This is a genomic window from Streptomyces sp. WAC03905 (assembly GCF_057371075.1).
This window is the reverse complement of record NZ_JBXYDZ010000003.1, coordinates 2165241-2190070: the sequence shown is the minus strand read 5'-3', so window position 1 is coordinate 2190070 and position 24830 is coordinate 2165241. Positions and strand designations below refer to the sequence as shown.

The following is a 24830-nucleotide window of genomic DNA, read 5'->3' as shown; positions in this document are numbered from 1 at the left end:
CCCGCAGAAGTGGAACGCTTGTGCCCCTTTTGTCGGTCAGGACACTCCGGCCGTGCCCGGCCGCGCTTCGGACATGCCCTACGGCAGCGGCCGCGGCGGGCGCGGGCCGTGGTACTGGCCGCTCGGCCGCATGCGCAGCGGTCGCTCCTGGTACTCCTCCAGGGCGTGGGCGATCCAGCCCGCGGTGCGGGCCACCGCGAAGACGGTCTCGCCGGCCTCTGCGGGCATGCTGCACGAGACCGTCAGGACTGCCAGGGCCAGGTCGACGTTCGCGCGCAGACCGCCCTGACGGGCCATGACGGCCGCCACGTCGCGGGCCGCGGTCAGGGCGGGACCGGCTTGTTCCAGCTCTTCCAGCCGGGCGAACAACGCACCCGCCCGCGGGTCCTCGCCCGGGTAGAGGCGGTGGCCCAGGCCCGGGACCCGGCGCCCCGCCCGCAGGTACTCGGCGACCACCGGGGCGGCTCCGCCCTGTTCCAGTACGTCCACCAGCATGCGGTGGGCGAGCCGCCCGGCCGCGCCGTGCAGCGGTCCCTCCAGGGCGCCGAGGCCGGCCGAGACCGCCGCGTACGGATGGGCGCGCGCCGACGCCGCCACCCGTACGGCCAGGGTGGAGGCGGCCAGGTCGTGGTCGACCAGCAGGGCCAGCGCCAGGTCCAGTACGGCGAGCGCGTCCGGTGCGGGCGCCTGCGCCGTCAGCCGGGACCACAGCCGACGGGCGACGCGGCCGTCGCCGCCCCGCTCGTCGCCCACCGCGGGCAGGGCGCCCACCAGCGTCGGGATCAGGCAGCGCGCGGAGCCCAGGACCGCCTCCTCCGACAGGTCGAAGCGCAGCGGGTCCGCCACCGCCGCCGCCGCGACCGCCACCCGGAGCCGGTCCACGGGGCCGCTGTGCGCGGGCAGTGCCTCGACGGCCCGGCGGGCCGCCTCCAGCGCTTCCGGGGGAGCGGTGAACCGGGCTCCGGGGGTGAGGGTCCCGGTCCAGAGCCATTCGGCGACCTCCTCGTAGCGGTACCGCGAGGCCAGGGCCACGGCGTCGACGCCGCGGAAGTAGTACCGGTCGGACTCGATGAGGGTGAGCTTTGTGCGCACGGCGAGCTCCCCGGCGGCGGGCGCCGCCGCCTCGCGCCGGCTGCGCCGGGCCAGAGCCTCCACTTCGGCCGCGTCGAAGCTGCTGCCCCGGCCGGCCGGATCGCGGCGGCTGGCGAGCTGGCCCCGGCTGACGTACGCGTACACGGTCGCCGGCTTCACGCCGAGCACCCGCGCCGCCTCCTGCGTGCTGAGCCTGCGTCCGCCGTCCGTCTGGTCACTCATGTCGCACACCCTACAGAGGCCTTGTTGTGTTGATTCAATCAATATTGACAGGGATTCAATCCATCATGGATGGTCGTCTCATGAACACCATCGACAGCGCCATCAACAGCACCATCGAAGGAACGCGGGGCCTGGCGGGAGTCGTGGTCACCGAGACCGAGCTGGGCGACGTCCGGGGCCGCGAGGGCTTCTACCACTACCGGCAGTACTCGGCCGTGGAGCTCGCCGCCACCCGCGGCTTCGAGGACGTATGGCACCTGATGTTCCGCGGCAGGCTCCCCGCGGACGCCGCCGAGCGGGCCGCCTTCGCCGCCGAGACAGCCGCGTTGCGCGGGCTCCCCGAGGAGGTGCGGGCCGTCCTGCCGGACCTCGCCCGCGCCACCCGGCTCTCCGGGCCGCTCGCCGGGCTGCGCACCGCGCTCTCGCTGCTCGGGGCCTCCGCCGGCTTCCGGCCGGTGTACGACCTGACCCCCGAGCGGCGGGCCGCCGACGCGCTGGCCGCCTGCGCCGCCGTGCCGACCCTGCTCACCGCCCTGCACCGGCTGGGCCGGGGCCTGGAGCCGGTCGAGCCGCGCGCGGACCTCCCGTACGCCGCCAACTACCTCTACATGCTCACCGGCGAGGAGCCCGACCCGGCCCGCGCCCGCGCGGTCGAGCGGTACCTGATATCCACCGTCGACCACGGCTTCAACGCCTCGACGTTCACCGCCCGGGTGATCGCCTCCACCGGCGCCGATGTCGCCGCCTGCCTGACCGGGGCCGTCGGAGCCCTCTCCGGCCCGCTGCACGGCGGCGCCCCCAGCCGCGCCCTGGACACCCTCGACGCGATCGGCACCGTGGACCGGATCGGGCCGTGGATCCGCGAACGGGTCCTCGCCGGGGACCGGATCATGGGCTTCGGGCACCCCGTCTACCGCACCGAGGACCCCCGCTCACGCATGCTGCGCGACATCGCCCTCGGCTTCGGCGGCCCCCTCGTGGACTTCGCCGTCGAGGTCGAGCGCCAGGTGGAGGAGATCCTCGCCGAGCTCAAGCCGGGCCGGGAACTGCACACCAACGTGGAGTTCTACGCGGGCGTGGTCATGGAGCTGTGCGGACTGCCGCGCGAGATGTTCACCCCGACCTTCTGCGCGGCACGCGTGGTCGGCTGGAGCGCGAACATCCTGGAGCAGGCCACCGATTCGAAGATCATCCGGCCGGCCGCCCGGTACACGGGCCCCACCCCGCCGCAGCCGGTGCCGCTCCTCGACTGACCGGGTCTGGATACGATCGACCGGATGAACAGCAGGCAGCCCATCCCCGTCGTCGTCCTCGCCGGATTCCTCGGATCCGGGAAGACCACCGTGCTGAACCACCTCCTCGCCGCCCGCGGGGGCACCCGTATCGGGGTCGTCGTCAACGACTTCGGCTCGATCGAGGTCGACGCGATGTCGGCGGCCGGCCAGGTCGGGGACTCGATGGTCTCCCTCGGCGGCGGCTGCCTGTGCTGCGCGGTCGACGGCAGCGAACTGGACGCGTACCTGGAGAAGCTTTCCGCGCCCGCCCACCGGATCGACGTGATCGTCATCGAGGCGAGTGGCCTGGCCGAACCCCAGGAGATGATCCGCATGCTGATGGCCAGCGAGAACCCGGCCGTCCGGTACGGCGGCATGGTGGAGGTCGTGGACGCGGCGGAGTTCGACGCCACCCGCGCCCGGCATCCGGAGACCGACCGCCACCTGGCCGTCGCGGACCTGGTGGTGCTCAACAAGACCGACCGGGTCGACGCGCGCGAGCGGAGCAGGATCGAGACCGAACTCGCCGCGCTCTGCGCGCCCGGCACCCCGGTCGTGGCCGTCGACCACGGTCGCATCGACCCCGAGCTGCTCTTCGACCGCCGCCCCTGGACCGAGACCCGGGGACAGCTCTCCTTCGAGGACCTGCTCGCGGAAGAACCCGGCCACGACCACAGCGCCCACGCACACGCCGCGTACGAGAGCACGGAGTTCAGCACCGGGCAGGCCCTCTCCCCGCGCCGGTTCATGGACTTCCTCGACCGGCGCCCGGCCGGGCTCTACCGGATCAAGGGCTTCGTGTGGTTCGGGGTCCCCGGCCACGAGGAGCGCTACGAGGTCCAGGCGGTCGGCCGTTTCCTCCGTTTCACCCCGCAGCCCTGGGGCCGGGGCGAAGCGCGGCTGACGCAACTGGTCCTGATCGGCTCCGGCACCGACGGCGCGGCGCTGGTGAGCGAGCTGGAGGCCTGCCGGGAAGAGGCCCCGCAGGACGCGAACCCCGACAGCATGTGGGGCGTCCTGCGCTACGTCGACCGGCCCCGGCCCGCGCCCGATCCCGAGGCGGACGCCGACGCCGCGCTCCCCGCGGAAGGGATCGCCCCACCCCCTCAGACGACCTCCACGCCGTACTCGCCGAGCAGGGCCGCCAGGCCGTCGCGGTAGCCCTTGCCGCCGATCACGAAGTCCCAGTCGCCGTTGGCGCGGCGCCGGAACGAGCCCAGGACCAGGGCGGTCTCACCGGGCCGACCGTCCGAGACGTCCAGTCGGCCGAGTTCCTCGCCGCCGGCGGACAGCAGCCGGATGCGGGCGTCGGTGAAGCCCGCGAGATCCGCGTGCGGATCCACCTCGGGATCGACGGCGGCCACGAGGACCAGCCGGTCGGCGGCAGCGGGCAGGGCGTCGAAGGAGACTTCCACGGCCGCCTTGTCGGGCGCCGCGTGGGCGCGGGACCGCACCGAACCGTCCGGCGTCCGCGTGTTGTTGAAGAAGACGAAGTGCTCCTCGCTCAGCACCCGGTTGCCCGTGCAGACGAGGGCGCACACGTCCAGGGCGACCGCGCCCGACCAGGACATGCCCAGCACGTTGTGGTCACCCGGGGGAGTCGGCTCCGCCGGGGCCGCCGGCCGGGCCGGAGCCGCGGCTCCGCCGCCGAGCCGGCCGCGGAGCCCGTACTGGTGGAGCAGCTCGACCAGGTCCGCCCCGGGAACCAACTCCAGCGGCTTGCCGTTGGCGAAGGTGTACGACCCGGGCCCGAAGGACGCGGTGGTGACCAGCACCCCCTTGTTCGCCCCCTTGTCCTGGACCGTGCCGTACAGATCACGCACGGCCGTCGGCGGCACCGTGTTCCGGTAGCGCTTGACCTGCACCACGATCCGCCCGCCCCGGATCGGGGTCGGGTCCAGCGCCTCCACGTCGACTCCGCCGTCGCCCGACCGCTGCGTGGTCACCGCCTCCATGCCCATCGCCCGGAACAGCTCGGCGACCAGGTTCTCGAAGTCGATGGGGTCCATGACGAACAGGTCGGGCTCGTCCCCCTCCGCGTCACTCCCGTGCCCGCCATGGCTGACCACACCGCCGCCGACCTCGTCGGGCCGCCGACCGGGGCGTACCTCGGTCAGCTGGTCGGGGCGCGCCGACAGCAGCCCTCCCAGCCCCGCGACCAGGCAGTCCACCGCGCTGACCTGCTCCAGCCGCAACCCGGCGAAGGCCTCCCGCGCGGCCGGGACCGTCGCCAGGACGAACCGCGCCTCCTGCCCCGTCACCGGGTCGTGGCAGTCCACGAACCCGTTGACCACGACCGACTGCAGCACCCCGAACTCGTCCGCCGCGTACAGCTCCCGCACCACCAGCAGGACGCACTGGGCCAGCAGGTCCCGGTACAGCCCCCGGCGTTCCGTGACGGGGCGCGGTTTCACCTTGTCCTGATCCGTGCTCGGCAGGTACTGGATCGCACGGGCCTCCGGGACCACCGCGTAGCCGGGCAGCTCCCAGTCCAGCACGAGCTGGCGCGCCGCCGGGTCGTAGGCGGCCGCGACCTGCCGCGGCAGCGCCTCCGGCCACGCCGTCGAGGCGTACAGGGCGGCCGAGAAGTACTCCACCACCGCCTCGGCGTCACCCGCGCGCAGGCCGTCGGCCAGCTCGGCGAGTCCGCCGTTGTGCGCCTGGAGCCCGGCGAGCTGCTCCGCCGCCCACCGGTCGTACTGCTGGCGGTAGGCGGCCAACTGCTGCCGGCGCTGTGCCTCCGCCGCGTTGGCGGCCTGCCAGGCCTGCGTGTACCGGGCGTGCGCCTCGCGCTCGGCCTGGGCCCGGTGGTTCGAACCGAGCGTCCAACCGCTGCTCTGCCGCTGGAAGTCCTCGATGCGCGGCATCGGCACGGGGTGGGCCAGGGCCCCGGGGTCGAAGGGCTGCAGCTGATCGGCCCGGGCCAGGGCGGACATCCGGAACGCCGGTGCCCGGCATCCCGCCACCAGCAGCCCCTTGAGGACCTCGACCTCGGCATCGATCTGAGCGGTGCGCCGCAGCGCCTCGGCCTCGCGGTACTGCCGGTGGCTGCGGTTGGCGTCCCGGTCGTGGGCGCGCCGGCGGCGTTCGGCCTCCCGCTGCTGGACCAGTTGTGTCTGCTGCTGGCGACGCTGCGCCTCGGCCCAGTTCCCGATCAGTCCGCTGCCCGCTCGACGGCTCATCAGCTGCGTTCTCCCCCCACCACGTCCTGGGGGAAAACACTAGTCGGCATTCGGGTGGTACGTCCCCCTGGCCGCACCACCCGAACGCCCTCGTACGTCGCTACAGCGCGGGGCCCGCCAGCGCCGCCACGGCCGCCGGCAGGGGTGCCCCCGAGCCGTCGCGCCGCGGATCCGTGGCCGGCAGTTCGGCGGGAGAGCCGTTCGCCGCCGCCGCGCGGGCGGGAGCCCCGCCCGCCCAGGCCAGCACCAGCAGGTCCTCGCCCTTGAGGAACCGCTGGCAGCGCACGCCGCCGGTGGCCCGGCCCTTGCGCGGGTACTGGTCGAAGGGGGTCAGCTTCCCGGAGAGCAGGGAGTCGTCCAGCGTCCCGTGCGATCCGGCCACCGTGAACACCACGCCGTCCCGGCCCGGGTCGACGGCCGAGAAGTGGATCACCTTGGCGTTCTCGGAGAGCTTGATGCCCGCCATACCGCCCGCGGGGCGGCCCTGCGGGCGCACCTGGCCCGCCGGGTAGCGCAGCAGCTGGGCGTCGTCGGTGATGAAGACCAGGTCCTCCTCGCCCGTGCGCAGCTCGACCGCGCCGACGATCCGGTCGCCCTCCTTGAGGGTGATGACCTCCAGCTCGTCCTTGTTGGCCGGGTAGTCCGGCACGACGCGCTTGACGACGCCCTGCTCGGTGCCGAGCGCCAGCCCCTGCGAGGACTCGTCCAGCGAGGTCAGGCAGACCACCTTCTCGTCCGCCTCCAGTCCGGAGAGGAACTCCGAGACCGGTGCGCCGCCCGCGAGGTTCGGCGCGGCGTGCGTGTCCGGCAGCTGGGGCAGGTCGATGACCGGGAGCCGCAGCAGCAGGCCGGCGGAGGTGACCACGCCGACGTCGGCCCGGGCGGTCGCCGCGACCTGCGAGACAACCAGGTCGTGCTTGGCCCGGGAGCCGCCCTCGTCCTGCGGCAGGGGCTCGCCGTTCGCCGTGCGGGCCAGCAGGCCCGTGGAGGACAGCAGCACCCGGCACGGGTCGTCCGCGACCTCCAGCGGAACGGCCGCGATGGCCGTGCCCGCCGACTCCAGCAGGACCGTGCGGCGCTCGGTGCTGAACTTCTTCGCGACCGCCGCCAGTTCCGCGGAGACCAGCTTGCGCAGCTCGTTGTCGGACTCCAGGATCCCGGTCAGCTCGTCGATCTCGCCCGTCAGCCGGTCGCGTTCCGTCTCCAGCTCCAGCCGGTCGAACTTGGTGAGCCGGCGCAGCGGGGTGTCCAGGATGTACTGGGTCTGGGTCTCGCTCAGCGAGAACCGCTCCATGAGCCGGGCCTTGGCCTGGGCGGAGTTCTCGCTGTCACGGATGAGGCGGATGACCTCGTCGATGTCGATCAGGGCGACGAGCAGGCCCTCGACGAGGTGCAGCCGGTTGCGGCGCTTGGTGCGGCGGAACTCGCTGCGCCGCCGGACGACCTCGAAGCGGTGGTCGAGGTAGACCTCGAGCAGCTCCTTGAGGCCGAGGGTGAGCGGCTGGCCGTCGACCAGCGCCACGTTGTTGATGCCGAAGGACTCCTCCATCGGCGTCAGCTTGTAGAGCTGCTCCAGCACGGCCTCCGGGTGGAAGCCGTTCTTGATCTCGATGACCAGGCGCAGGCCGTGGGCGCGGTCGGTGAGGTCCTTGACGTCGGCGATGCCCTGGAGCTTCTTCGAACCGACCAGGTCCTTGATCTTCGCGATGACCTTCTCGGGGCCGACCGTGAAGGGCAGTTCGGTGACGACCAGGCCCTTGCGGCGCGCCGTGACGTTCTCCACGGCGACCGTCGCGCGGATCTTGAAGGACCCGCGGCCGTTCTCGTAGGCGTCCTTGATGCCGGAGAGCCCGACGATCCGGCCGCCCGTGGGCAGGTCGGGACCCGGTACGAAGCGCATCAGCGCCTCCAGGTCCGCGTGCGGGTGGCGGATCAGGTGGCGGGCGGCGGCGATGACCTCGCCGAGGTTGTGCGGGGGCATGTTGGTCGCCATGCCGACCGCGATCCCGGACGCGCCGTTGACCAGCAGGTTCGGGTAGGCGGCGGGCAGTGCCACCGGCTCCTGCTCCTGGCCGTCGTAGTTGGCGGCGAAGTCGACGGTGTCCTCGTCGATCGACTCCGTCATCAGCGACGTGGCGTCCGCCATGCGGCACTCGGTGTAACGCATGGCCGCCGGCGGGTCGTCGTTGCCGAGCGAACCGAAGTTGCCGTGGCCGTCGACGAGCGGCAGCCGCATCGAGAAGGGCTGGGCCATGCGCACGAGGGCGTCGTAGATCGACGCGTCACCGTGCGGGTGGAGCTTGCCCATCACCTCGCCGACGACGCGGGCGCACTTGACGTACCCGCGGTCGGGACGCAGCCCCATCTCGTTCATCTGGTAGACGATGCGCCGGTGCACCGGCTTCATGCCGTCCCGGGCGTCGGGCAGGGCGCGGGAGTAGATCACCGAGTACGCGTACTCGAGGAAGGAGCCCTGCATTTCGTCGACGACGTCGATGTCGAGGATCCTCTCCTCGAAATCCTCCGGCGGCGGGGTCTTCGTGCTGCGGCGGGCCATCGCTGCGCGGCTCCTTAACCAAGAATGTATGTGCTGGGTGTCTGGCTGGTCTGGCGGGGTCTGGCTGGGTCCCGCCGTTGTCCGGCGGGGGTACGACGCCGACCATTGTGGCCCGGGGGGCCGACAACGCCGACTCCGACCCAGGTCTGGCCCGGGAACTTATCCGGTGGCCGACGCGCTTGCATACAGTGGCAGGTCTGACGGAAATCTCTGCATCGCGATCGAAGGGACCACATGCCCATGGGTCACACGGCCACAGCCCAGGCCGGCTCCGGCGGCCTGACAGCGACCGAGCACCGGCTGGCCAACGGCCTGCGCGTGGTGCTGTCCGAGGACCACCTGACCCCGGTCGCCGCGGTCTGCCTCTGGTACGACGTCGGCTCGCGCCACGAAGTCAAGGGGCGTACCGGCCTGGCTCACCTCTTCGAGCACCTGATGTTCCAGGGTTCGGCGAGCGTACCGGGCAACGGACACTTCGAGCTGGTCCAGGGTGCCGGCGGCTCCCTCAACGGCACCACCAGCTTCGAGCGCACCAACTACTTCGAGACGATGCCGACCCACCAGCTGGAGCTCGCGCTGTGGCTGGAGGCGGACCGGATGGGTTCGCTGCTGGCCGCCCTGGACGAGGAGTCCATGGAGAACCAGCGCGACGTCGTCAAGAACGAGCGCCGCCAGCGCTACGACAACGTCCCGTACGGCACCGCCTTCGAGCGGCTGACGGCCCTGGCGTACCCCGAGGGCCACCCGTACCACCACACCCCGATCGGCTCCATGGCCGATCTGGACGCCGCGTCCCTGGAGGACGCGCGCACCTTCTTCCGTACGTACTACGCGCCCAACAACGCGGTGCTGTCGGTCGTGGGTGACATCGACCCCGAGCAGACGCTCGCCTGGATCGAGAAGTACTTCGGCACCATCCCCTCGCACGACGGCAAGCAGCCGCCCCGCGACGGCTCGCTGCCCGACATCATCGGCGAGCAGCTGCGCGAGGAGATCGTCGAGGACGTCCCGGCCCGCGCGCTGATGGCCGCCTACCGGCTGCCGCACGACGGCACCCGCGAGTGCGACGCCGCCGACGTGGCGCTGACCATCCTGGGCGGCGGCGAGTCCTCGCTGCTGCACAACCGCCTGGTACGCCGCGACCAGACCGCCGTCGCCGCGGGCTTCGGCGTGCTGCGCCTGGCCGGCGCGCCGTCGCTCGGCTGGCTGGACGTCAAGACCTCCAGCGGGGTCGAGATCCCCGCCATCGAGGCGGCCGTCGACGAGGAGCTCGCGCGGTTCGCCGCCGAGGGCCCCACCGCCGAGGAGATGGAGCGCGCCCAGGCCCAGCTGGAACGCGAATGGCTGGACCGGCTGAGCACGGTGGCCGGCCGCGCCGACGAACTGTGCCGGTACGCGGTGCTGTTCGGCGACCCGCAGCTGGCCCTCACCGCCGTCCGGCGCGTGCTCGACGTCACCGCCGAGGAGGTGCAGGCCGTGGCCGCGGCCCGACTGCGACCGGACAACCGCGTGGTGCTCGTCTACGAGCCCCTCGCGGCCGAGGCCGCAGAGGGCGAAGAGAACGCCGACAGCGACGAGAACGAAGGGGCGGAGCAGTGAGCGACACCGCAGCCGTCACGATGACCTTCCACCCGCGCCCGCAGGCCGGCGAGCCGCAGCCGTGGGCCTTTCCGGCCCCCGAGCGCGCGACGCTGCCCAACGGGCTGACCCTGCTGCGCTGCCACCGGCCGGGCCAGCAGGTCGTCGCGGTCGAGATGAACCTCACCGCGCCCCTCGACGCCGAGCCCGAGGGCCTGGACGGCGTGGCGACCATCATGGCGCGCGCCCTGTCGGAGGGCACCGACAAGCACTCCGCCGAGGAGTTCGCGGCCGAACTGGAGCGCTGCGGAGCCACCCTCGACGCCCACGCCGACCACCCGGGCCTGCGGGTCTCCCTGGAGGTGCCCGCCTCCCGGCTGGCCAAGGCGCTGGGCCTGCTCGCCGAGGCACTGCGCGCGCCGGCCTTCGCCGACGCCGAGGTGGACCGGCTGGTGCGCAACCGGCTCGACGAGATCCCGCACGAGCTGGCCAACCCTCAGCGCCGCGCCGCCAAGCAGCTCTCCAAGGAGCTCTTCCCGGCGTCCCTGCGGATGTCCCGGCCGCGCCAGGGCACCGAGGAGACGGTCGCCCGGATCGACTCCGCGGCCGTGCGCGCCTTCTACGAGGCCCACGTGCGGCCCGCCACCGCCACCGCGGTGGTCGTCGGCGACCTGACCGGCATCGACCTGGACGCCGTACTGGCCGACACCCTGGGCGCCTGGACCGGTGACACCGCCGAGGCGCGCCCCGTGCCGCCGGTGACCGCGGACGACACCGGCCGCGTGGTCATCGTCGACCGGCCGGGCGCGGTCCAGACGCAGCTGCTGATCGGGCGCATCGGGCCGGACCGCCACGACCGCGTCTGGGCGGCCCAGGTGCTGGGTACGTACTGCCTGGGCGGCACCCTCACCTCCCGCCTGGACAAGGTGCTGCGCGAGGAGAAGGGGTACACCTACGGCGTGCGCGCCTTCGGGCAGGTGCTGCGCTCCACCGCCGACGGCAAGGGCGCCTCCATGCTCGCCATCAGCGGCTCGGTGGACACCCCCAACACCGGCCCGGCGCTGGAGGACCTCTGGAAGGTGCTGCGCACCCTCGCGGAGGACGGTCTGACCGACGCCGAGCGCGACGTGGCCGTGCAGAACCTGGTGGGCGTGGCCCCGCTGAAGTTCGAGACGGCCGCCTCGGTCGCGGGCACCCTGGCCGACCAGGTCGAGCAGGAGCTGCCGGACGACTACCAGGCGCAGCTGTACGCGCAGTTGGCCGAAACCGGGACGGTGGAGGCCACCACGGCCGTCGTACAGGCCTTCCCGGCGGACCGCCTGGTCACGATCCTGGTGGGCGACGCCGCGGTGATCGAGGAGCCCGTGCGGGCCCTCGGGATCGGTGACGTCGCGGTCGTCACCAACTGACGTCGCGCAAGCCCGGATGACGGGCAACTGACGCACCTTTCAAGGGGTTCCGGCGGCTTTCCGCCGGAACCCCTTTTGTCCGTTTAGTGGCGAGGTTGCTCGTATGGGATGTGGCGTACGCAACAAAAAGGCGCGTCTGTTTGGCGATTGACTGATGATCCGCCTAGCGTCATGCGTGCTGTCCGTCAGTTGTGCCCGCCGCACCCGCGGCACCGGACAGCGATCGCCGAGTCCCCGTCAGGCGCGAGCCTGGGGAGCCGGGGACCCACATCAGTCCCTGGGGTGAATCGGACCCCCTCGCAAGAGGAGGCCCGTAGGAGACCTTCCTGCTCCGAACCCGTCAGCTAACCCGGTAGGCGAGAAGGAAGGAAAGGATCAAACCCTTCATGGCGTTTGGCAGTCGTCCCGCTGGTACCGGCAAGCACCGTGGTTCCAGCCGCCTGAGCAAGAAGACCGCCGGCTACGCCGGTATCGCCGCGATCGCCACCACGGGCGTGGTCGGCTCCCTCGCCGCCCCGGCCTTCGCCGCGGACAACCACAGCAGCTCCGCCCCGGAGAACGGGCTGGGTGCCGTCGTCGTCGCCGAGGACCTGGCGGGCGACATCGAGGACCAGGCCGAGGCCCAGCAGCGTGCCGCCGAGCACGCCGCGGCCAAGGCCCAGGCCGAGGCCGACGCCAAGCAGAAGGCCGCCGAGGCCAAGCGCCTCGCCGAGGCCAAGGCGAAGGCGGAGCGCGAGGCCGCCGAGCGCGCCGCCCGCGAGGAGGAGCGCAAGCGCCTCAACACCTTCGTCTCCCCGCTCGACGACTCCTACGTCAGCACGCAGTACAAGGCGGGCGGCGGCATGTGGTCCTCCGGCAGCCACACCGGCATCGACTTCCACGCCGCCTCCGGCACCTCGGTCCACGCGGTGGGCTTCGGTACCGTCGTCGAGGCCGGCTGGGGCGGCGCGTACGGCAACAACGTCGTCATCAAGCACAACGACGGCACGTTCACGCAGTACGGCCACATGTCCTCGCTGAACGTCTCCGTCGGCCAGCAGGTCACCCCGGGCCAGCAGATCGGCCTGTCGGGCTCCACCGGCAACTCCAGCGGCCCGCACCTGCACTTCGAGGCCCGCACCGGCTCGCAGTACGGCTCGGACATCGACCCGATCTCGTACCTGCGCTCGCACGGCGTCAGCCTCTGACCCGTCCGCGGCTCACCGAGCACCGCGCACCCGCTTCACGAAGACCCCGCCTCCCGAGCCGGGGTCTTCGTGTTTTCGCCTTCCTCTGCAATGTTTCGGATTTACGTCCGCTCTCGAAATATTGCTGTGCTGCAATGGAGTCTCCGTGCGCGCGTGACGCGCGTGCACGAGGGCTGGCGGTCGGAAACAGGCGGAGGTTCGGTCTTGCGTATTCCTGCCCACGCGGTATGCACGGCAATTCGCGACGACATCGTCTCCGGAGTGTTCGAGCCGGGCGGCCGGCTCACCGAGGAGGTCCTGGCCCGCCGGTACGGCGTCTCGCGGGTGCCGGTGCGCGAGGCCCTGCGCACCCTGGAGTCCGAAGGCTTCGTGACCACGCGCCGCCACGCCGGGGCCGCGGTGGCCGAGCCGACCCCGCAGGAGGCGGCGGACCTGCTGGAGCTGCGGATGCTGCTGGAGCCGCTGGCGGCGTCCCGGGCCGCCAGGCGCCGCACCGACGCGCACCTCAAGGTGCTGCGGGGGCTGGTCAGGCTGGGTCAGGAGCGGGCCCGGCGAGGCCAGGGCGAGGACCTGCGGGCCCTCGGGGCCTGGTTCCACGAGACGCTCGCGCAGGCGTCCGGCAGCCCCGGGCTGATCGCGCTGCTCACCCAGATGCGGCACAAGGTGGCGTGGATGTTCGTGGTGGAGGCACCGGCCCGGCCCGCGGAGTCCTGGGCGGAGCACGGCGCGATCGTCGACGCCGTGGCGCGCGGCGACGCCGAGCGGGCGCGGAACCTGGCCGTGGTCCACGCCGATCGCGCGGCCGCCGCGCACCGGTTGCGGCGGTGGCCGGTGAGCACTTCGCAACCTGCCGTAAACATGTCGGGCGGTCGGCATTAACAGGAGCCGTATACGAAGGGTGGAATCGCGAGAATTCCGGGGCGCGACGATTCGCCGCGCCGAATTCACGCGCAGCGCCCGGAAACGATGCGCGGCGCCGTCGGGATCGCCGGCCGCATGCATTCCGTGAACTCCGGCCGATTGCGCACGTGCGTGACTGCGCACTTGGCCGATTGCGCGCTTGCGTCCGAGCCGCGCCCGCTCCCGGGTCTGCGCGCACACGCCGGAGCCGCGGCCCTCTCGTGAGGACCGCGGCTCCGGCGGACGTGTCCGGGTGAACCCGAAGGGTCAGACCGTCTCGGGCAGCTCTTCGAGGCCCTCGGCGACCAGCTTCGCGAGGCGGTCCAGTGCGGCCTCCGCGCCCTCGGCCTCGGAGGCGAGGACGATCTCCTCGCCGCCCTGGGCGCCCAGGCCCAGCACCGCCAGCATGGAGGCGGCGTTGACGGGGTCGCCGCCGGACTTCGCGATGGTCACCGGGACGCCGGAAGCGGTCGTCGCACGGACGAAGATCGAGGCGGGACGAGCGTGCAGGCCCTCGGCCCACCCGACGTTGACGCGGCGCTCTGCCATGGTGATGCCCTTCAGGTTCTTACGGTTGTCTAGACCAGTCTCTCACGGCGCCCCGAATGCTCGGACCGGCCCTCGGCCTGAATCCCTGATGTCGCCGCTGGACGAGCGTCCCCAGCTTGCACCGGTTCGTCCCGGCTTGCCTACTGCGCCGCGCGAGCGCTGTCCGGCCCCCTCCGGCCGTAAGGTATGCGCATGACCATAGAGTCGGACCCGTCCTACCCGGCCCACTGGGAGGCCGACGTCGTCCTCCGCGACGGCGGCACCGCCCGGATCAGGCCCATCACCACCCAGGACGCCGGCCGTCTCGTCAGCTTCTACGAGCAGGTCTCCGACGAGTCGAAGTACTACCGCTTCTTCGCGCCCTACCCCCGCCTCTCCGACCGCGACGTGCACCGCTTCACGCACCACGACTACGTGGACCGGGTGGGTCTCGCCGCGACCATCGGCGAGGAGTTCATCGGCACCGTCCGCTACGACCGCATCGGCCCGGACGGCCGCCCCGCTTCCGCACCCGCCGACGAGGCCGAGGTCGCCTTCCTCGTCCAGGACGCCCACCAGGGCCGCGGCGTCGCCTCAGCGCTCCTCGAACACATCGGGGCCGTGGCCCGCGAGCGCGGCATCCGCCGGTTCGCCGCCGAGGTGCTGCCCGCGAACACCAAGATGATCAAGGTGTTCACGGACGTCGGCTACCAGCAGAGGCGCAGCTTCGAGGACGGCTCCGTCCACCTCACCCTCGACCTCGAACCCACCGCCGAGTCCCTCGCCGTGCAGCGCGCCCGCGAGCAGCGCGCCGAAGCCCGGTCCGTGCAGCGACTGCTGGCCCCCGGCTCCGTGGCAGTCGTCGGAGTCAGCCGGTCCGGCGCGGGCGTGGGGGCGGCCGCCCTGCGCAACCTGCGCGACAGCGGCTTCCACGGCCACCTCTACGCCGTCAACGAGGCCGTCACCCGCGACCTCCTCGACGGCGTGCGGGCCTACCGCACCGTCGAGGCCATCGGCGCCCCCGTCGACCTCGCCGTGATCGCGGTCCCCGCCGACCGGGTCCCCGACGCGGTGGCCGCCTGCGGCGAGCACGGCGTGCAGGGCCTCGTCGTCCTCTCCGCCGGGTACGGGGACAGCGGCCCGGCCGGCCTCGCCCGCCAGCGCGAGCTGCTGCGCCAGGTCCGCTCGTACGGGATGCGCCTCATCGGTCCCAACGCGTACGGGGTGATCAACACGGCCCCGGAGGTGGAGCTCAACGCCTCGCTGACCCCCGCGCCGATGCCCGCGCGCGGCCGGACCGGCCTCTTCACGCAGTCCGGGGCGATCGGGATCGCCCTGCTCTCGGCGCTGCTGCGACGCGGCGAGGGACTGTCGTCCTTCGTCTCGGCCGGGAACCGGGCCGACGTCTCCGGCAACGACATCCTCCAGTACTGGTACGAGGACGAGGCGACCGACGTCGCCCTGCTGTACCTCGAAACCCTCGGCAACCCGAGGAAGTTCACCCGCCTCGCCCGCCGGACGGCGGCCGTCAAGCCGGTGGTCGTCGCCAAGGGCGGCCGCCACACCCCCGCCGGCCACGTCGTCCCCGGCACCCGGCTGTCGGAGGACACCGTCTCCGCCCTGCTGCGGCAGGCGGGCGTCATCCGGGTCGACACGGTCACCGAGCTGGTCGACGCCGGCCTGCTGCTGGCCTCGCAGCCACTGCCCGCCGGCCCCCGCATCGCGATCCTCGGCAACTCCGAGTCCCTCGGGGTCCTCACCTACGACGCCTGCCTGACCCGGGGCCTGCGGCCGCTGCCGCCGCTGGACCTGACGACCGCCGCGTCCCCGGAGGACTTCCGCACCGCCCTGACCGCCGCGCTCGCCTCCGACGACTGCGACGCGGTGATCGTGACCGCCATCCCGTGGGTCAGCGAGCACGCTCTCGCCGACGACCTGGCCGACGCGCTGCGCGAGGCCGTCGCCGGGACCCCCGGCAAGCCGGTCGCGGTCGTGCACGTGGAACTGGCCGAGCTGGTGCAGGCCCTGTCCGCGACCCGGGGACCCGAGGCGCCCCGAGCACCCGGCGCCCCCCACGCTCCGGCCGCGGCCCCGGGACCCGCCGCGGCCCCCGGGCCCGCCGCCGCGGGCGTGCCCACCGCGGGCGCGTCGCCCGCCCGACCTGCCCCCGGCGCCGGGGCCGGCGCCGCGCAGCTCCACCCCCGACCCGGTCCGCATCCCCAGCTATCCCGCCGCCGAACGCGCGGTCAAGGCCGTCGCGGAGGCCGTGCGCTACGGGGAGTGGCGCCGCGCCCTCGCCGACGCCGGGCAGGTCCCCGAGTACGAGGACATCGACGAGGCCGGCACCGCCGCCCAGCTCACCGCCCTGCTCGCGGACGTCGACGCCGGCGCCGTGCTGACCCTCACCGACTGGGACGCCCGCGAGCTGCTCGCGCGCTACGGGATCCGGGTCCAGCCCACCCTGCCCGCGCCCAGCGCCGACGCCGCCGTGCGCGCCGCCGAGGTCCTCGGCTACCCGGTCGCCCTCAAGACCACCGCCCCGCACCTGCGCCACCGCGCGGACCTGGGCGGCGTACGGCTCGACCTCACGACCGAGGCCGAGCTGAGGCGCTCGTACGAGGAGCTCACCGACGCGCTCGGCAAGCCCGCCGAGCTCCAGCCCGTCGTGCAGCCCATGGTGCCGCGCGGCGTCGACACCGTCGTCCGCTCCGTCATCGATCCGGCCGCCGGCGCCGTCCTCTCCTTCGGGCTCGCCGGCGTCGCCTCCGAGCTGCTCGGCGACACCGCCCACCGGCTGGTCCCGGCCACCGACCGGGACGCCGCCGCACTGATCCGGTCCATCCGGGCGGCGCCCCTCCTCTTCGGCTGGCGCGGCAGCGACCCCGTCGACACCGCAGCCCTGGAGGAGACGCTCCTGCGGCTGTCCCGGCTCGTCGACGACCACCCCGAGGTGATCGGGGTCACCCTGGAGCCGGTCGTCGTCGCCGCCGAGGGCGTCTCCGCGCTCAGCGCGACCGTCCGCGTCGCGCATCCGCCCGCCCGCGGCGACCTCGGGCCCCGGACACTCCCCAGTTACTGAGCGGGTACGGCGCGGTAGGAGGGCACCCGGGGGGCCTTACCATTGACCCCATGGCGAAATCCGGTACGACGACCCAGGGGCTGCGCACGGCGATCGAGCGCAGCGGCTACTACCCGGCCCTCGTGGCCGAGGCCGTGGAGGCCGCGGTGGGCGGCGAGCCGATCTCGTCGTACCTGGTCCACCAGGAGACGACCTTCGACTCCAACGAAGTGCGCCGCCACGTCACCGTGCTGGTCCTGACCGGCAACCGCTTCATCGTCAGCCACACCGACGAGCAGGCCGCCGACGCCGGGTCCCCGTCCCCGTATGCGACGACCTCCACCGAGTCGGTGAAGCTCTCCAGCATCTCCTCCGTGGTTCTGAGCCGTGTCGTCGCCAACCCGGAGTCCTACACCCCCGGCACGCTGCCCCGCGAGGTCGTCCTGACCATCGGCTGGGGCGCGGTCTCGCGGATCGACCTGGAGCCGGCCGCCTGCGGCGACCCCAACTGCGACTCCGACCACGGCTACACCGGCAACTCCACCGCCGACGACCTCAGCCTGCGGGTCAGCGAGGCCGGCGACGGGCCGGAGGCGGTGCGCCAGACCCTCGTCTTCGCGCAGGCGCTCAGCGAGGCGACCGCGGCCACGTCCTCCACCTCCGCCCGCTGATGGCGTACTCCGCGCCGCAGGACTGGACCGAGCCGGAACTGCTGGACCTGGCCGGCGCGCCCGTCCCGGAGTACGGCGCCGGATCGCTCGCCGACCTGCTGCCGACGCTGGTGGCCGGGCAGGGCGTCCCCGGCTACGCCGCCGCCATCGCCGAGCTGACCCCCGCCGACCGCAACTGCGTGTTCCTCGTCGACGGCATGGGCTGGGAGCAGATCAAGGCACACCCGGACGAGGCCCCGTACCTGGCCTCCCTCCTCGGCAGCTCCCGCGGCGGCACCGGTCGCCCCATCACCGCGGGCTTCCCCGCGACCACCGCCACCTCGCTGGCCTCCGTCGGCACCGGGCTGCCGCCGGCCCGCCACGGGCTGCCGGGCTACGCCGTGCGGAACCCGGCCACCGGCGAGCTGATGAACCAGCTCCGCTGGCACCCGTGGGCGCCGCCCAAGCCCTGGCAGCCGTACCCGACGGTCTTCCACGAGGCCGACAAGGCCGGTGTGGCGACGGCGCAGGTGTCCTCGCCCGCCTTCCAGACCACCCCGCTCACCAAGGTCGCCCTGAGCGGCGGCACCTTCCTCGGCCGGATGACCGGCGAGGAGCGCATGGACGTGGCCGCCGAACGCCTCGCGGCCGGTGACCGCTCGCTCGTCTACACCTACTACAGCGAGCTCGACGGGGCCGGGCACCGGCACGGCGTGGACTCCGACGCCTGGCGCGGCCAGCTCATGTACGTGGACCGGCTCGTCCAGCGGCTCGCCGAGCAGCTTCCGCCGCGCACCGCGCTGTACGTGACCGCCGATCACGGCATGGTCGACGTCCCCTTCGACGAGGACGCACGGATCGACTTCGACGAGGACTGGGAACTCGGCGCCGGCGTGGCCCTGCTGGGCGGCGAGGGCCGGGCCCGGCACGTGTACGCGGTGCCGGGGGCGGAGGCCGACGTGCTGACCGTGTGGCGCGAGGTGCTCGGCGACCGCTTCTGGGTCGCGAGTCGCGAAGAGGCCCTGGAACTGGGCTGGTTCGGCCCGCCGGGGGAGTGCGACGAGCGCGTCCTCGGCCGCATCGGCGACGTGGTCGCCGCCGCCCAGGCCGATGCCGCGATCACCGCGTCGCGCAACGAGCCGAACGAGTCGGCCCTCGCCGGCATGCACGGCTCCATGACCGCGGCGGAGCAGCTCGTCCCGCTGCTCGAAGTCCGCACCTGACCCCGACCCGCGCCGACCCGCCCCCCCACCCACGATCCGAAAGGCCCCGTACCTCCCATGCCCGAGCTGGTGTTCTTCTCCGGAACGATGGACTGCGGAAAGAGCACTCTGGCGCTCCAGATCACGCACAACCGCTCCGCACGCGGCCTGCAGGGCGTGATCTTCACCCGCCAGGACCGGGCCGGCGAGGGCAAGCTGTCCTCCCGCTTGGGCCTGGTCACGGAGGCGGTCGAGGTCGCGGACGCCATGGACCTCTACGCCTACCTCGTGGGCGAGCTCTCCCAGGGCGGCCGGGCGGACTACGTCATCGTCGACGAGGCCCAGTTCCTCGCCCCGGAGCAGATCGACCAGCTGGCCCGGATCGTCGACGACCTCGACATGGACGTCTTCGCCTTCGGCATCACCACGGACTTCCGCACGAAGCTCTTCCCGGGCTCGCAACGTCTGATCGAGCTCGCCGACCGCATAGAGCAGCTCCAGGTCGAGGCCCTGTGCTGGTGCGGGGCCCGCGCCACGCACAACGCCCGCACGGTCGGCGGCGTGATGGTCGTCGAGGGCGAGCAGGTCGTGGTCGGCGACGTGAACCGCCCGGCGGAGGAGATCGGCTACGAGGTCCTCTGCCGCCGCCACCACCGCCGCCGCATGACCTCCGCCGCAGCCCACGCCGCCGCCCTCTCCCCGGACGTCCTCCCGGTCAACACCCCCTGACCGGGCCTCCGGTCGGTCAGCTTCGGTGGTGGCGGGCCCCTATGCCCTGGGGGTCCGGGGTGCGGGCCAGGGTGCGGCGGGTCGGGTCCGGGTACTCGCGGTCGACCGCCTCGCGCAGCAGGGTCAGTTCGGTGTCGACCGCGCGGCGGGACGCAGGCGGTACGGCCGTGCGGAGGCCCTCCAGCAGGGCACCGAGCCGTCGGCAGATCTGCAGGGACGAGGTGCCGTACTCGCGGATCTCGGTCACGGCCAGCTGGAGGTAGTCCTCCCAGTCCCGCCCCTGGAGCACCAGCCGCGGCGTGCCGTGGCGGTCGCCCAGCACGTAGCGGTCGCGCAGGCCGGTGCGGCCGACCGCGTGCAGGAACGCCTCGATCTGGTTCAGTACTTGGACCGCGGTGGTCGGGTCGTTCACGGCGGGGGAGAGCGCCCGGACGGCGATGTCGACGAGCACCCGCAGCGCGAACGCCGGGTCCTGCTCGATCGTCCGTTCCGAGCCGAAGGCGATCAAGCCGGTGACCTGCTGCGCATCGGGCGGCGGCGTTCCGCCGTGGACCTCGACGACGACGGAGCCGGGCGGTACGTAGTCCCCGACGAGCCGTGTGACGACGAGGAGGCAGTCGTGGCGCTCCGCCAGGGCCGTCAGCCGCTGCGGGTGGAGCGCCTGGATCACGCCCCCGCGTTGCGACCGTACGCGGGTGACCCGACCGGTGTCCCGGGCCGTCGGCCCGGGGGCGTGGTCGCCGGGACGCGGCGCGGCGCCCAGGACGGCCGCCTCCCCGCGGGCCAGCACCGTCTCGCCCATCCGTCCGACCAGACCGGCGATGGCCACGGGCCGGAGGTTGTGGGTGAACCGGTTGAGGTAGACGAGCAGCAGCAACAGGCTGACGGACACGGCCGCACCGGCCATCGACACCCCGAGGTCGGGCACGGAGTCCGACTCGATGCTGCGCAGCAGCGCGAAGGAGAAGGAGAAGGTGCCGGTGAAGGTGGCCAGTACGGCCTTCTGCAGCCGGTCCCGGTACCAGAGGCGCATGTAGCGCGGGGACAGGGTGCCCGTCGCCTGCTGGACGACGAGCACGCCGATGGTGACGACGAAGCCGAGCAGGGCGATCATCGCGCCGACGATGGCGGTGAGGACCCCGCCGGCCGTCGAGGCGGAGTAGCGCCAGCCGGCCGGGAGCCGGTCCGTGGCGTCCACGGAGACGGCCCACTGCGCCAGCAGCACGCCCAGGAGGAGGCCGATCAGCGGGACGATCCAGAGGCTGGCCTTGGTGTACTGCAGCAGCCGGAACCGGGAGGCCCAGGACATCACGGGCCCTAGCGGGATTCCGGGCGCCCGCCGGGCGGTGTCGTGCGGGGGTAGGGCACGGGTGACCTCCGACCTCCGGTTCGCGGTGCAAGGTTCGGGACGGCCTTCAGCCCCAAGGTAAGGCCGGACCGCGCCTCCCGCACCCCGCCGCCGGACCGGGGCCGCGGGCCGCCGCTCCGCAGGACCGGCCGGACCTTTCTGCCTAAGCTGACCGTGTGACATCGGATCGGCCTTCTCCCGTCCGTGTTCCGGCCGGGCCGTACCCGCGGACCGAAAGGTGTCCCCGATGGACGAGTACCCCCTGATCGAGAACCACGGCCTGATCGGCGATCTCCAGACGGCAGCCCTGGTGACCACGGACGGGACCATCGACTGGTTCTGCTGTCCGCGCTTCGACTCGCCGAGCGTGTTCGGGGCGCTGCTGGACCGGGAGAAGGGCGGGCACTTCAGGGTCGCCCCGCTGAACACCACGTACACGACCAAGCAGTTGTACCTCCCCGACACGGCCGTCCTCGTGACGCGCTTCATGACCGAGTCCGGCGCCGGAGAGGTCATCGACTTCATGCCGCCGACCGGGACGACGGCCACCGACCGGCACAGCATCGTCCGCATGCTCCGGTGCGTCCGCGGCAGCATGACCTTCGAGGTCGACATCGCCCCGCGGTTCGACTACGGCCGGGCTCCCCACACCCTCCACACGACCGAGCACGGCGCGGTGTTCGTGTCGGAAGGGATGGAGCTGACCGTCCACGCCGTCCGCGAGCGGGAGGACGAGCGGCTGATGACCGGCCTGTCGAAGGAGCACGACCTGCACTTCTCGCTGACCCTGCAGGCCGGTCAGCAGCGGGGCCTGGTGGTGGAGTCGGCCGCCGGCGGGCCGCCGCGCGAGATCCTGCCCGCCGACTTCGACCTGATGTTCGCCGCGGCCGTCGAGCACTGGCGCACCTGGCTGCGCCAGTCCCGGTACACCGGCCGCTGGCGGGAGGCCGTCGAGCGCTCCGCCATCACCCTGAAGCTGATGACGTACGCGCCGAGCGGCGCCCTGGTGGCGGCGCCCACGGCGGGCCTGCCCGAGCAGCTGGGCGGCGAGCGCAACTGGGACTACCGGTTCACCTGGATCCGTGACGCCTCCTTCTCCGTCTACGCCCTGCTGGGCCTCGGTTTCACCGAGGAGGCGACGGCCTTCATCGGCTGGCTGCGCGACCGCGTCAGGGAGAAGGCCGGCAGCGACGGCGACACCGGGCCGATGAACATCATGTACCGGGTCGACGGCTCTTCCGACCTCTTCGAGGAGACCCTGGAGCACTGGGAGGGCTACCAGGGCTCCCGCCCCGTACGCATCGGCAACGGCGCGGCCACCCAGCTGCAACTGGACATCTACGGCGAGGCGCTGGACAGCATCTTCTTCGCCCACCAGCACGGCATCCAGCTGGACCACCGGGCCTGGACCTCGCTGCACACCCTCCTCGACTGGCTGACCGACCACTGGGACCAGCCCGACGAAGGCCTGTGGGAGACCAGGGGAGGACGCCAGGAGTTCACCTACGGCCGGGTGATGTCCTGGGTCGCCTTCGACCGCGCCCTGCGGCTGGCGGCCTCCAGCGGCCGGCCCGCGGCGAGCGGCCGCTGGGTCGAGGCCCGCGACGCCATCTACGAGCAGGTCCTCCAGCGGGGCTGGGACCCGCGCCGCAAGGCGTTCGTGCAGCACTACGGCAGCGATGTCCTCGACTCGGCCCTCCTGCGGATGCCGACCGTCGGCATCATCACCCCCGACGACCCGATGTGGACGTCCACCCTGGAGGCGATGGACCGCGAGCTGGTGACGGACAGCCTCGTCTACCGCTACAACCCCGAGGCGTCCCCGGACGGACTGCGCGGTTCCGAAGGGACCTTCTCGCTCTGCACCTTCATGTACGTCGACGCGCTCGCCCGCGCCGGACGCATCGACCAGGCACGCCTGGTGCTGGAGAAGATGCTCACCTACGCCAACCACCTGGGCCTGTACTCGGAGGAGATCGACCTGACCGGACGCCAGCTCGGCAACTTCCCGCAGGCGTTCACCCACCTGGCGTTCATCGACGCGGCCATCACCCTGGACACCAACCTCAACCGAACCCGGGCGCGGGCGGCGTGAGCGGAACGGGACCGAGCAGGACGAGCAGGTCGTCCCCCGACGCCGGCACGGCCCCGGCCCCGGCGTCGGGCACCGGGACGAGCCCGCCGTCGCTCCGCACCACGAACAGCGCCTCGCAGTCCGCCGGTACGGGTCCGGCGGCGGCCGGGCGCACCAGGTACCGCGCGCCCTGCCGGTAGCGCTCCACCAGGTCGCGGCGGACCAGCCGGGAGCCGAAGAGGACGTCGCCGCCCGTGTAGGGGGCGACGACGCCGTGGCCCTCCGGCGGGGGGCCGATCCGATGGACGGTGCCCTCGACGCTGCCCCCCACCACGACCGAGGCCAGGGCGTTGAAGTCGTCGTCGTCCGTGAGCAGGAAGACGGTGGTGACCCCCTCCAGCCGGGTGCGCGGGTTGGTGGCCGTGGCCAGCAGCTCTCCCTGCGCGAGTTCCAGCCCGGCGGCCCTGATCCGTTCCCGCTCGTCCTCGTCCCCGGCCCACATCAGGACGTCGAGCCCGGCCGCCCGCAGCGCCCTGCCCAGGTCGACGACCCAGTGGTCGCCGCCCACCAGCAGCGGGCGCGAGCGGGAGCTGCGGACGACCCGCAGCCTGCGGGCCACGGGGGCGGCGGTCAGCGCGTAGAGCAGGACCGTTCCCACGATCACCAGGAAGGTGACCGGCAGGATCTTCGAGGCTCCCGAAAGTCCCTGGTCGGACAGGCCGGAGGCGAAGGCGGAGGCCGTGGAGGCGGCGACGATCCCGCGCGGGGCCATCCATCCGATGAACCCGCGTTCCCCGCGCGTCAGCCCCGACGTCGCGGTGGACAGGAGGGCGACCAGCGGCCGTACGACCAGGACCAGGAACGCGATGAGCACGAGCGAGGGGAGGAGCACGGGATGCAGGGACGCCGGGGTGACGGTAGACGAGATCGAGACGAACAGCAGGCCGATGATCAGCTGGACGAGCGTCTCGAAGAAGGGCCGGCGGGCGGGCATGTCGAAGCCGGGGAGGTTGGCGACCGCCAGCCCGGTGACGACGGCCGCGATCAGGCCGGTGTCGTCACGGACGATGTCGCACCCCGCCGAGACGATGATCACTACGGCGAGCTGGGCGATCGTGCCGAGCGTCTCGCCGAGCCGCAGGACGCGCAGCGTCAGCCACAACAGGGCGACGCCCACCGCGCCGCCGACCAGGCCGACCCCCATGCTGATCGCAACCGGAGCAGCTGCTGCCCCCCGCCCACGTCGTCCTGGGAGGAGGTCACGGCGTGGAAGACGAGCGCGCCGAGGATGCCGCCGATCGGGTCGATCAGCGTGCCCTCCCAGACCAGGATGCGCCGCAGCCGGTCGTCGGGCCGTACGTGGTCGAGCAGCGGCCCCACGACCGTCGGCCCCGACACCACGAGGATCACGCCCACCATCGCCGCGGTGGCCAGGGACATGCCGAACAGGGCGGGGGCTACGGCGCACACGGCCAGGAAGGTGAGGACGATGCCGGCCAGCAGGAGCCTGCCGACGATCCCCCGGGTACGGCCGGTGAGGTGGCGCAGGTCGAGCCCGAGCCCGGCGTCGTAGAGGATCACCGCCACGGCCAGCGAGACCAGGGCGGAGAACTCGGGCCCGAGCAGGTCGTCCGGGTGGATGACGTCGGTCAGCGCTCCGGCGACGAATCCCGCCGGCAGCAGCAGGAGCAGCGCGGGGACGCGCAGCTTCCCGGCGAGGATCTGGCAGGCGGCGGCCAGCGCCACCGTCAGGGCGATGCCCAGGAGGATCTGGTCCTCGCTCACGGCGCCGGTGACCCCGGCCCCTGCCCGCCGGTGCGGCGCGCCGGTGACCGGTGGC

Annotated in this window: 17 protein-coding genes, 1 pseudogene and 1 riboswitch; of the genes and pseudogenes, 11 read left to right on the top strand and 7 right to left on the bottom strand. The window is 72.9% G+C overall.

Annotated features, from left to right (window positions below):
* Positions 1-78: 78 nt before the first annotated feature.
* Positions 79-1314 carry a citrate synthase gene (locus AC2RP6_RS12220; RefSeq protein WP_486446260.1) on the bottom strand — a complete coding sequence of 412 codons (1236 nt, stop codon included), beginning with the start codon at positions 1312-1314 and terminating at the stop codon, positions 79-81.
* A gap of 65 nt (positions 1315-1379) precedes the next feature.
* Between AC2RP6_RS12220 and AC2RP6_RS12215 the strand changes: the two genes are divergently transcribed.
* Both AC2RP6_RS12215 and AC2RP6_RS12210 read left to right on the top strand, forming a co-directional pair.
* Positions 1380-2567 carry a citrate synthase gene (locus AC2RP6_RS12215; RefSeq protein ID WP_486446259.1) on the top strand — a complete coding sequence of 396 codons (1188 nt, stop codon included), beginning with the start codon at positions 1380-1382 and terminating at the stop codon, positions 2565-2567.
* A gap of 24 nt (positions 2568-2591) precedes the next feature.
* Positions 2592-3749 carry a CobW family GTP-binding protein gene (locus tag AC2RP6_RS12210; protein WP_486446258.1) on the top strand — a complete coding sequence of 386 codons (1158 nt, stop codon included), beginning with the start codon at positions 2592-2594 and terminating at the stop codon, positions 3747-3749.
* Here the strand turns inward: AC2RP6_RS12210 and AC2RP6_RS12205 are convergent.
* Positions 3695-5770, bottom strand: a complete 2076-nt coding sequence (locus AC2RP6_RS12205; RefSeq protein ID WP_486446257.1) for a restriction endonuclease — start codon at positions 5768-5770, stop codon at positions 3695-3697. The genes AC2RP6_RS12210 and AC2RP6_RS12205 overlap by 55 nt on opposite strands.
* Positions 5771-5870: 100 nt before the next feature.
* A complete protein-coding gene (locus tag AC2RP6_RS12200; RefSeq protein WP_486446256.1) occupies positions 5871-8327 on the bottom strand; it encodes a DNA gyrase/topoisomerase IV subunit A in 2457 nt (818 codons plus the stop codon).
* Positions 8328-8567: 240 nt separating this feature from the next.
* Here AC2RP6_RS12200 and AC2RP6_RS12195 point away from each other — a divergent pair, with 240 nt between their 5' ends.
* The 4 genes from AC2RP6_RS12195 to AC2RP6_RS12180 all read left to right on the top strand — a co-directional run bounded on the left by AC2RP6_RS12195 (position 8568) and on the right by AC2RP6_RS12180 (position 13380).
* A complete protein-coding gene (locus AC2RP6_RS12195) occupies positions 8568-9926 on the top strand; it encodes a M16 family metallopeptidase (RefSeq protein WP_486446255.1) in 1359 nt (452 codons plus the stop codon).
* Positions 9927-9946: 20 nt separating this feature from the next.
* A complete protein-coding gene (locus tag AC2RP6_RS12190) occupies positions 9947-11314 on the top strand; it encodes a M16 family metallopeptidase (RefSeq protein ID WP_486450306.1) in 1368 nt (455 codons plus the stop codon).
* Positions 11315-11528: 214 nt separating this feature from the next.
* Positions 11529-11687: riboswitch (cyclic di-AMP (ydaO/yuaA leader) on the top strand.
* 13 nt (positions 11688-11700) lie between these two features.
* On the top strand, positions 11701-12501 hold the full coding sequence (locus AC2RP6_RS12185; protein ID WP_030821395.1) for a M23 family metallopeptidase: 801 nt from the start codon (positions 11701-11703) through the stop codon (positions 12499-12501).
* 204 nt (positions 12502-12705) lie between these two features.
* The gene (locus AC2RP6_RS12180) at positions 12706-13380 is read left to right on the top strand and encodes a GntR family transcriptional regulator (RefSeq protein WP_486446254.1); all 675 of its coding nucleotides are present in this window, start codon (positions 12706-12708) and stop codon (positions 13378-13380) included.
* 288 nt (positions 13381-13668) lie between these two features.
* On the opposite strand, the gene AC2RP6_RS12175 is transcribed toward AC2RP6_RS12180, so the two are convergent.
* A complete protein-coding gene (locus tag AC2RP6_RS12175; RefSeq protein WP_030026990.1) occupies positions 13669-13950 on the bottom strand; it encodes an HPr family phosphocarrier protein in 282 nt (93 codons plus the stop codon).
* Positions 13951-14142: 192 nt separating this feature from the next.
* Between AC2RP6_RS12175 and AC2RP6_RS12170 the strand changes: the two are divergent.
* From AC2RP6_RS12170 to AC2RP6_RS12155, 4 genes and pseudogenes are all read left to right on the top strand, one after another.
* Positions 14143-17005 (top strand): annotated as a pseudogene (locus AC2RP6_RS12170) (GNAT family N-acetyltransferase); the annotation flags it as partial.
* Between the two features lie 53 nt (positions 17006-17058).
* Positions 17059-17658: a DUF5998 family protein gene (locus AC2RP6_RS12165; protein WP_030026988.1), complete on the top strand. Its 600-nt coding sequence runs from the start codon at positions 17059-17061 to the stop codon at positions 17656-17658.
* Positions 17658-18860, top strand: a complete 1203-nt coding sequence (locus AC2RP6_RS12160) for an alkaline phosphatase family protein (protein WP_486446253.1) — start codon at positions 17658-17660, stop codon at positions 18858-18860. Before AC2RP6_RS12165 ends, AC2RP6_RS12160 begins: the two co-directional genes overlap by 1 nt.
* A gap of 57 nt (positions 18861-18917) precedes the next feature.
* A complete protein-coding gene (locus AC2RP6_RS12155) occupies positions 18918-19568 on the top strand; it encodes a thymidine kinase (protein ID WP_486446252.1) in 651 nt (216 codons plus the stop codon).
* Between the two features lie 16 nt (positions 19569-19584).
* Here the strand turns inward: AC2RP6_RS12155 and AC2RP6_RS12150 are convergent, their stop codons facing one another.
* Positions 19585-20877: a DUF2254 domain-containing protein gene (locus AC2RP6_RS12150; RefSeq protein ID WP_486446251.1), complete on the bottom strand. Its 1293-nt coding sequence runs from the start codon at positions 20875-20877 to the stop codon at positions 19585-19587.
* 286 nt (positions 20878-21163) lie between these two features.
* On the opposite strand from AC2RP6_RS12150, the gene AC2RP6_RS12145 reads away from it, so the two are divergent.
* Complete coding sequence (locus AC2RP6_RS12145; RefSeq protein ID WP_486446250.1) at positions 21164-23011, top strand: glycoside hydrolase family 15 protein; 1848 nt, start codon at positions 21164-21166, stop codon at positions 23009-23011.
* Here the strand turns inward: AC2RP6_RS12145 and AC2RP6_RS12140 are convergent.
* Together AC2RP6_RS12140 and AC2RP6_RS12135 are read right to left on the bottom strand one after the other, a co-directional pair.
* Complete coding sequence (locus tag AC2RP6_RS12140; protein ID WP_486446249.1) at positions 22983-24194, bottom strand: cation:proton antiporter; 1212 nt, start codon at positions 24192-24194, stop codon at positions 22983-22985. The two genes, AC2RP6_RS12145 and AC2RP6_RS12140, sit on opposite strands and share 29 nt — an antisense overlap.
* Positions 24143-24775 (bottom strand): cation:proton antiporter domain-containing protein, encoded by a 633-nt coding sequence (locus tag AC2RP6_RS12135; protein ID WP_486446248.1) that lies wholly within the window; start codon positions 24773-24775, stop codon positions 24143-24145. Before AC2RP6_RS12135 ends, AC2RP6_RS12140 begins: the two co-directional genes overlap by 52 nt.
* Between the last annotated feature and the right edge of the window lie 55 nt (positions 24776-24830).

Excerpts from the sequence above, each read along its gene's own strand:
- AC2RP6_RS12220 (WP_486446260.1), bottom strand. The coding sequence starts at position 1,314 with ATGAGTGACCAGACGGACGGCGGACGCAGGCTCAGCACGCAGGAGGCG.
- AC2RP6_RS12175 (WP_030026990.1), bottom strand. The coding sequence starts at position 13,950 with ATGGCAGAGCGCCGCGTCAACGTCGGGTGGGCCGAGGGCCTGCACGCT.
- AC2RP6_RS12160 (WP_486446253.1), top strand. The coding sequence starts at position 17,658 with ATGGCGTACTCCGCGCCGCAGGACTGGACCGAGCCGGAACTGCTGGAC.
- AC2RP6_RS12145 (WP_486446250.1), top strand. The coding sequence starts at position 21,164 with ATGGACGAGTACCCCCTGATCGAGAACCACGGCCTGATCGGCGATCTC.
- AC2RP6_RS12150 (WP_486446251.1), bottom strand. The coding sequence starts at position 20,877 with ATGTCCTGGGCCTCCCGGTTCCGGCTGCTGCAGTACACCAAGGCCAGC.
- AC2RP6_RS12195 (WP_486446255.1), top strand. The coding sequence starts at position 8,568 with ATGGGTCACACGGCCACAGCCCAGGCCGGCTCCGGCGGCCTGACAGCG.
- AC2RP6_RS12210 (WP_486446258.1), top strand. The coding sequence starts at position 2,592 with ATGAACAGCAGGCAGCCCATCCCCGTCGTCGTCCTCGCCGGATTCCTC.
- AC2RP6_RS12155 (WP_486446252.1), top strand. The coding sequence starts at position 18,918 with ATGCCCGAGCTGGTGTTCTTCTCCGGAACGATGGACTGCGGAAAGAGC.
- AC2RP6_RS12185 (WP_030821395.1), top strand. The coding sequence starts at position 11,701 with ATGGCGTTTGGCAGTCGTCCCGCTGGTACCGGCAAGCACCGTGGTTCC.
- AC2RP6_RS12215 (WP_486446259.1), top strand. The coding sequence starts at position 1,380 with ATGGATGGTCGTCTCATGAACACCATCGACAGCGCCATCAACAGCACC.
- AC2RP6_RS12165 (WP_030026988.1), top strand. The coding sequence starts at position 17,059 with ATGGCGAAATCCGGTACGACGACCCAGGGGCTGCGCACGGCGATCGAG.
- AC2RP6_RS12140 (WP_486446249.1), bottom strand. The coding sequence starts at position 24,194 with ATGGGGGTCGGCCTGGTCGGCGGCGCGGTGGGCGTCGCCCTGTTGTGG.
- AC2RP6_RS12200 (WP_486446256.1), bottom strand. The coding sequence starts at position 8,327 with ATGGCCCGCCGCAGCACGAAGACCCCGCCGCCGGAGGATTTCGAGGAG.
- AC2RP6_RS12190 (WP_486450306.1), top strand. The coding sequence starts at position 9,947 with ATGACCTTCCACCCGCGCCCGCAGGCCGGCGAGCCGCAGCCGTGGGCC.
- AC2RP6_RS12205 (WP_486446257.1), bottom strand. The coding sequence starts at position 5,770 with ATGAGCCGTCGAGCGGGCAGCGGACTGATCGGGAACTGGGCCGAGGCG.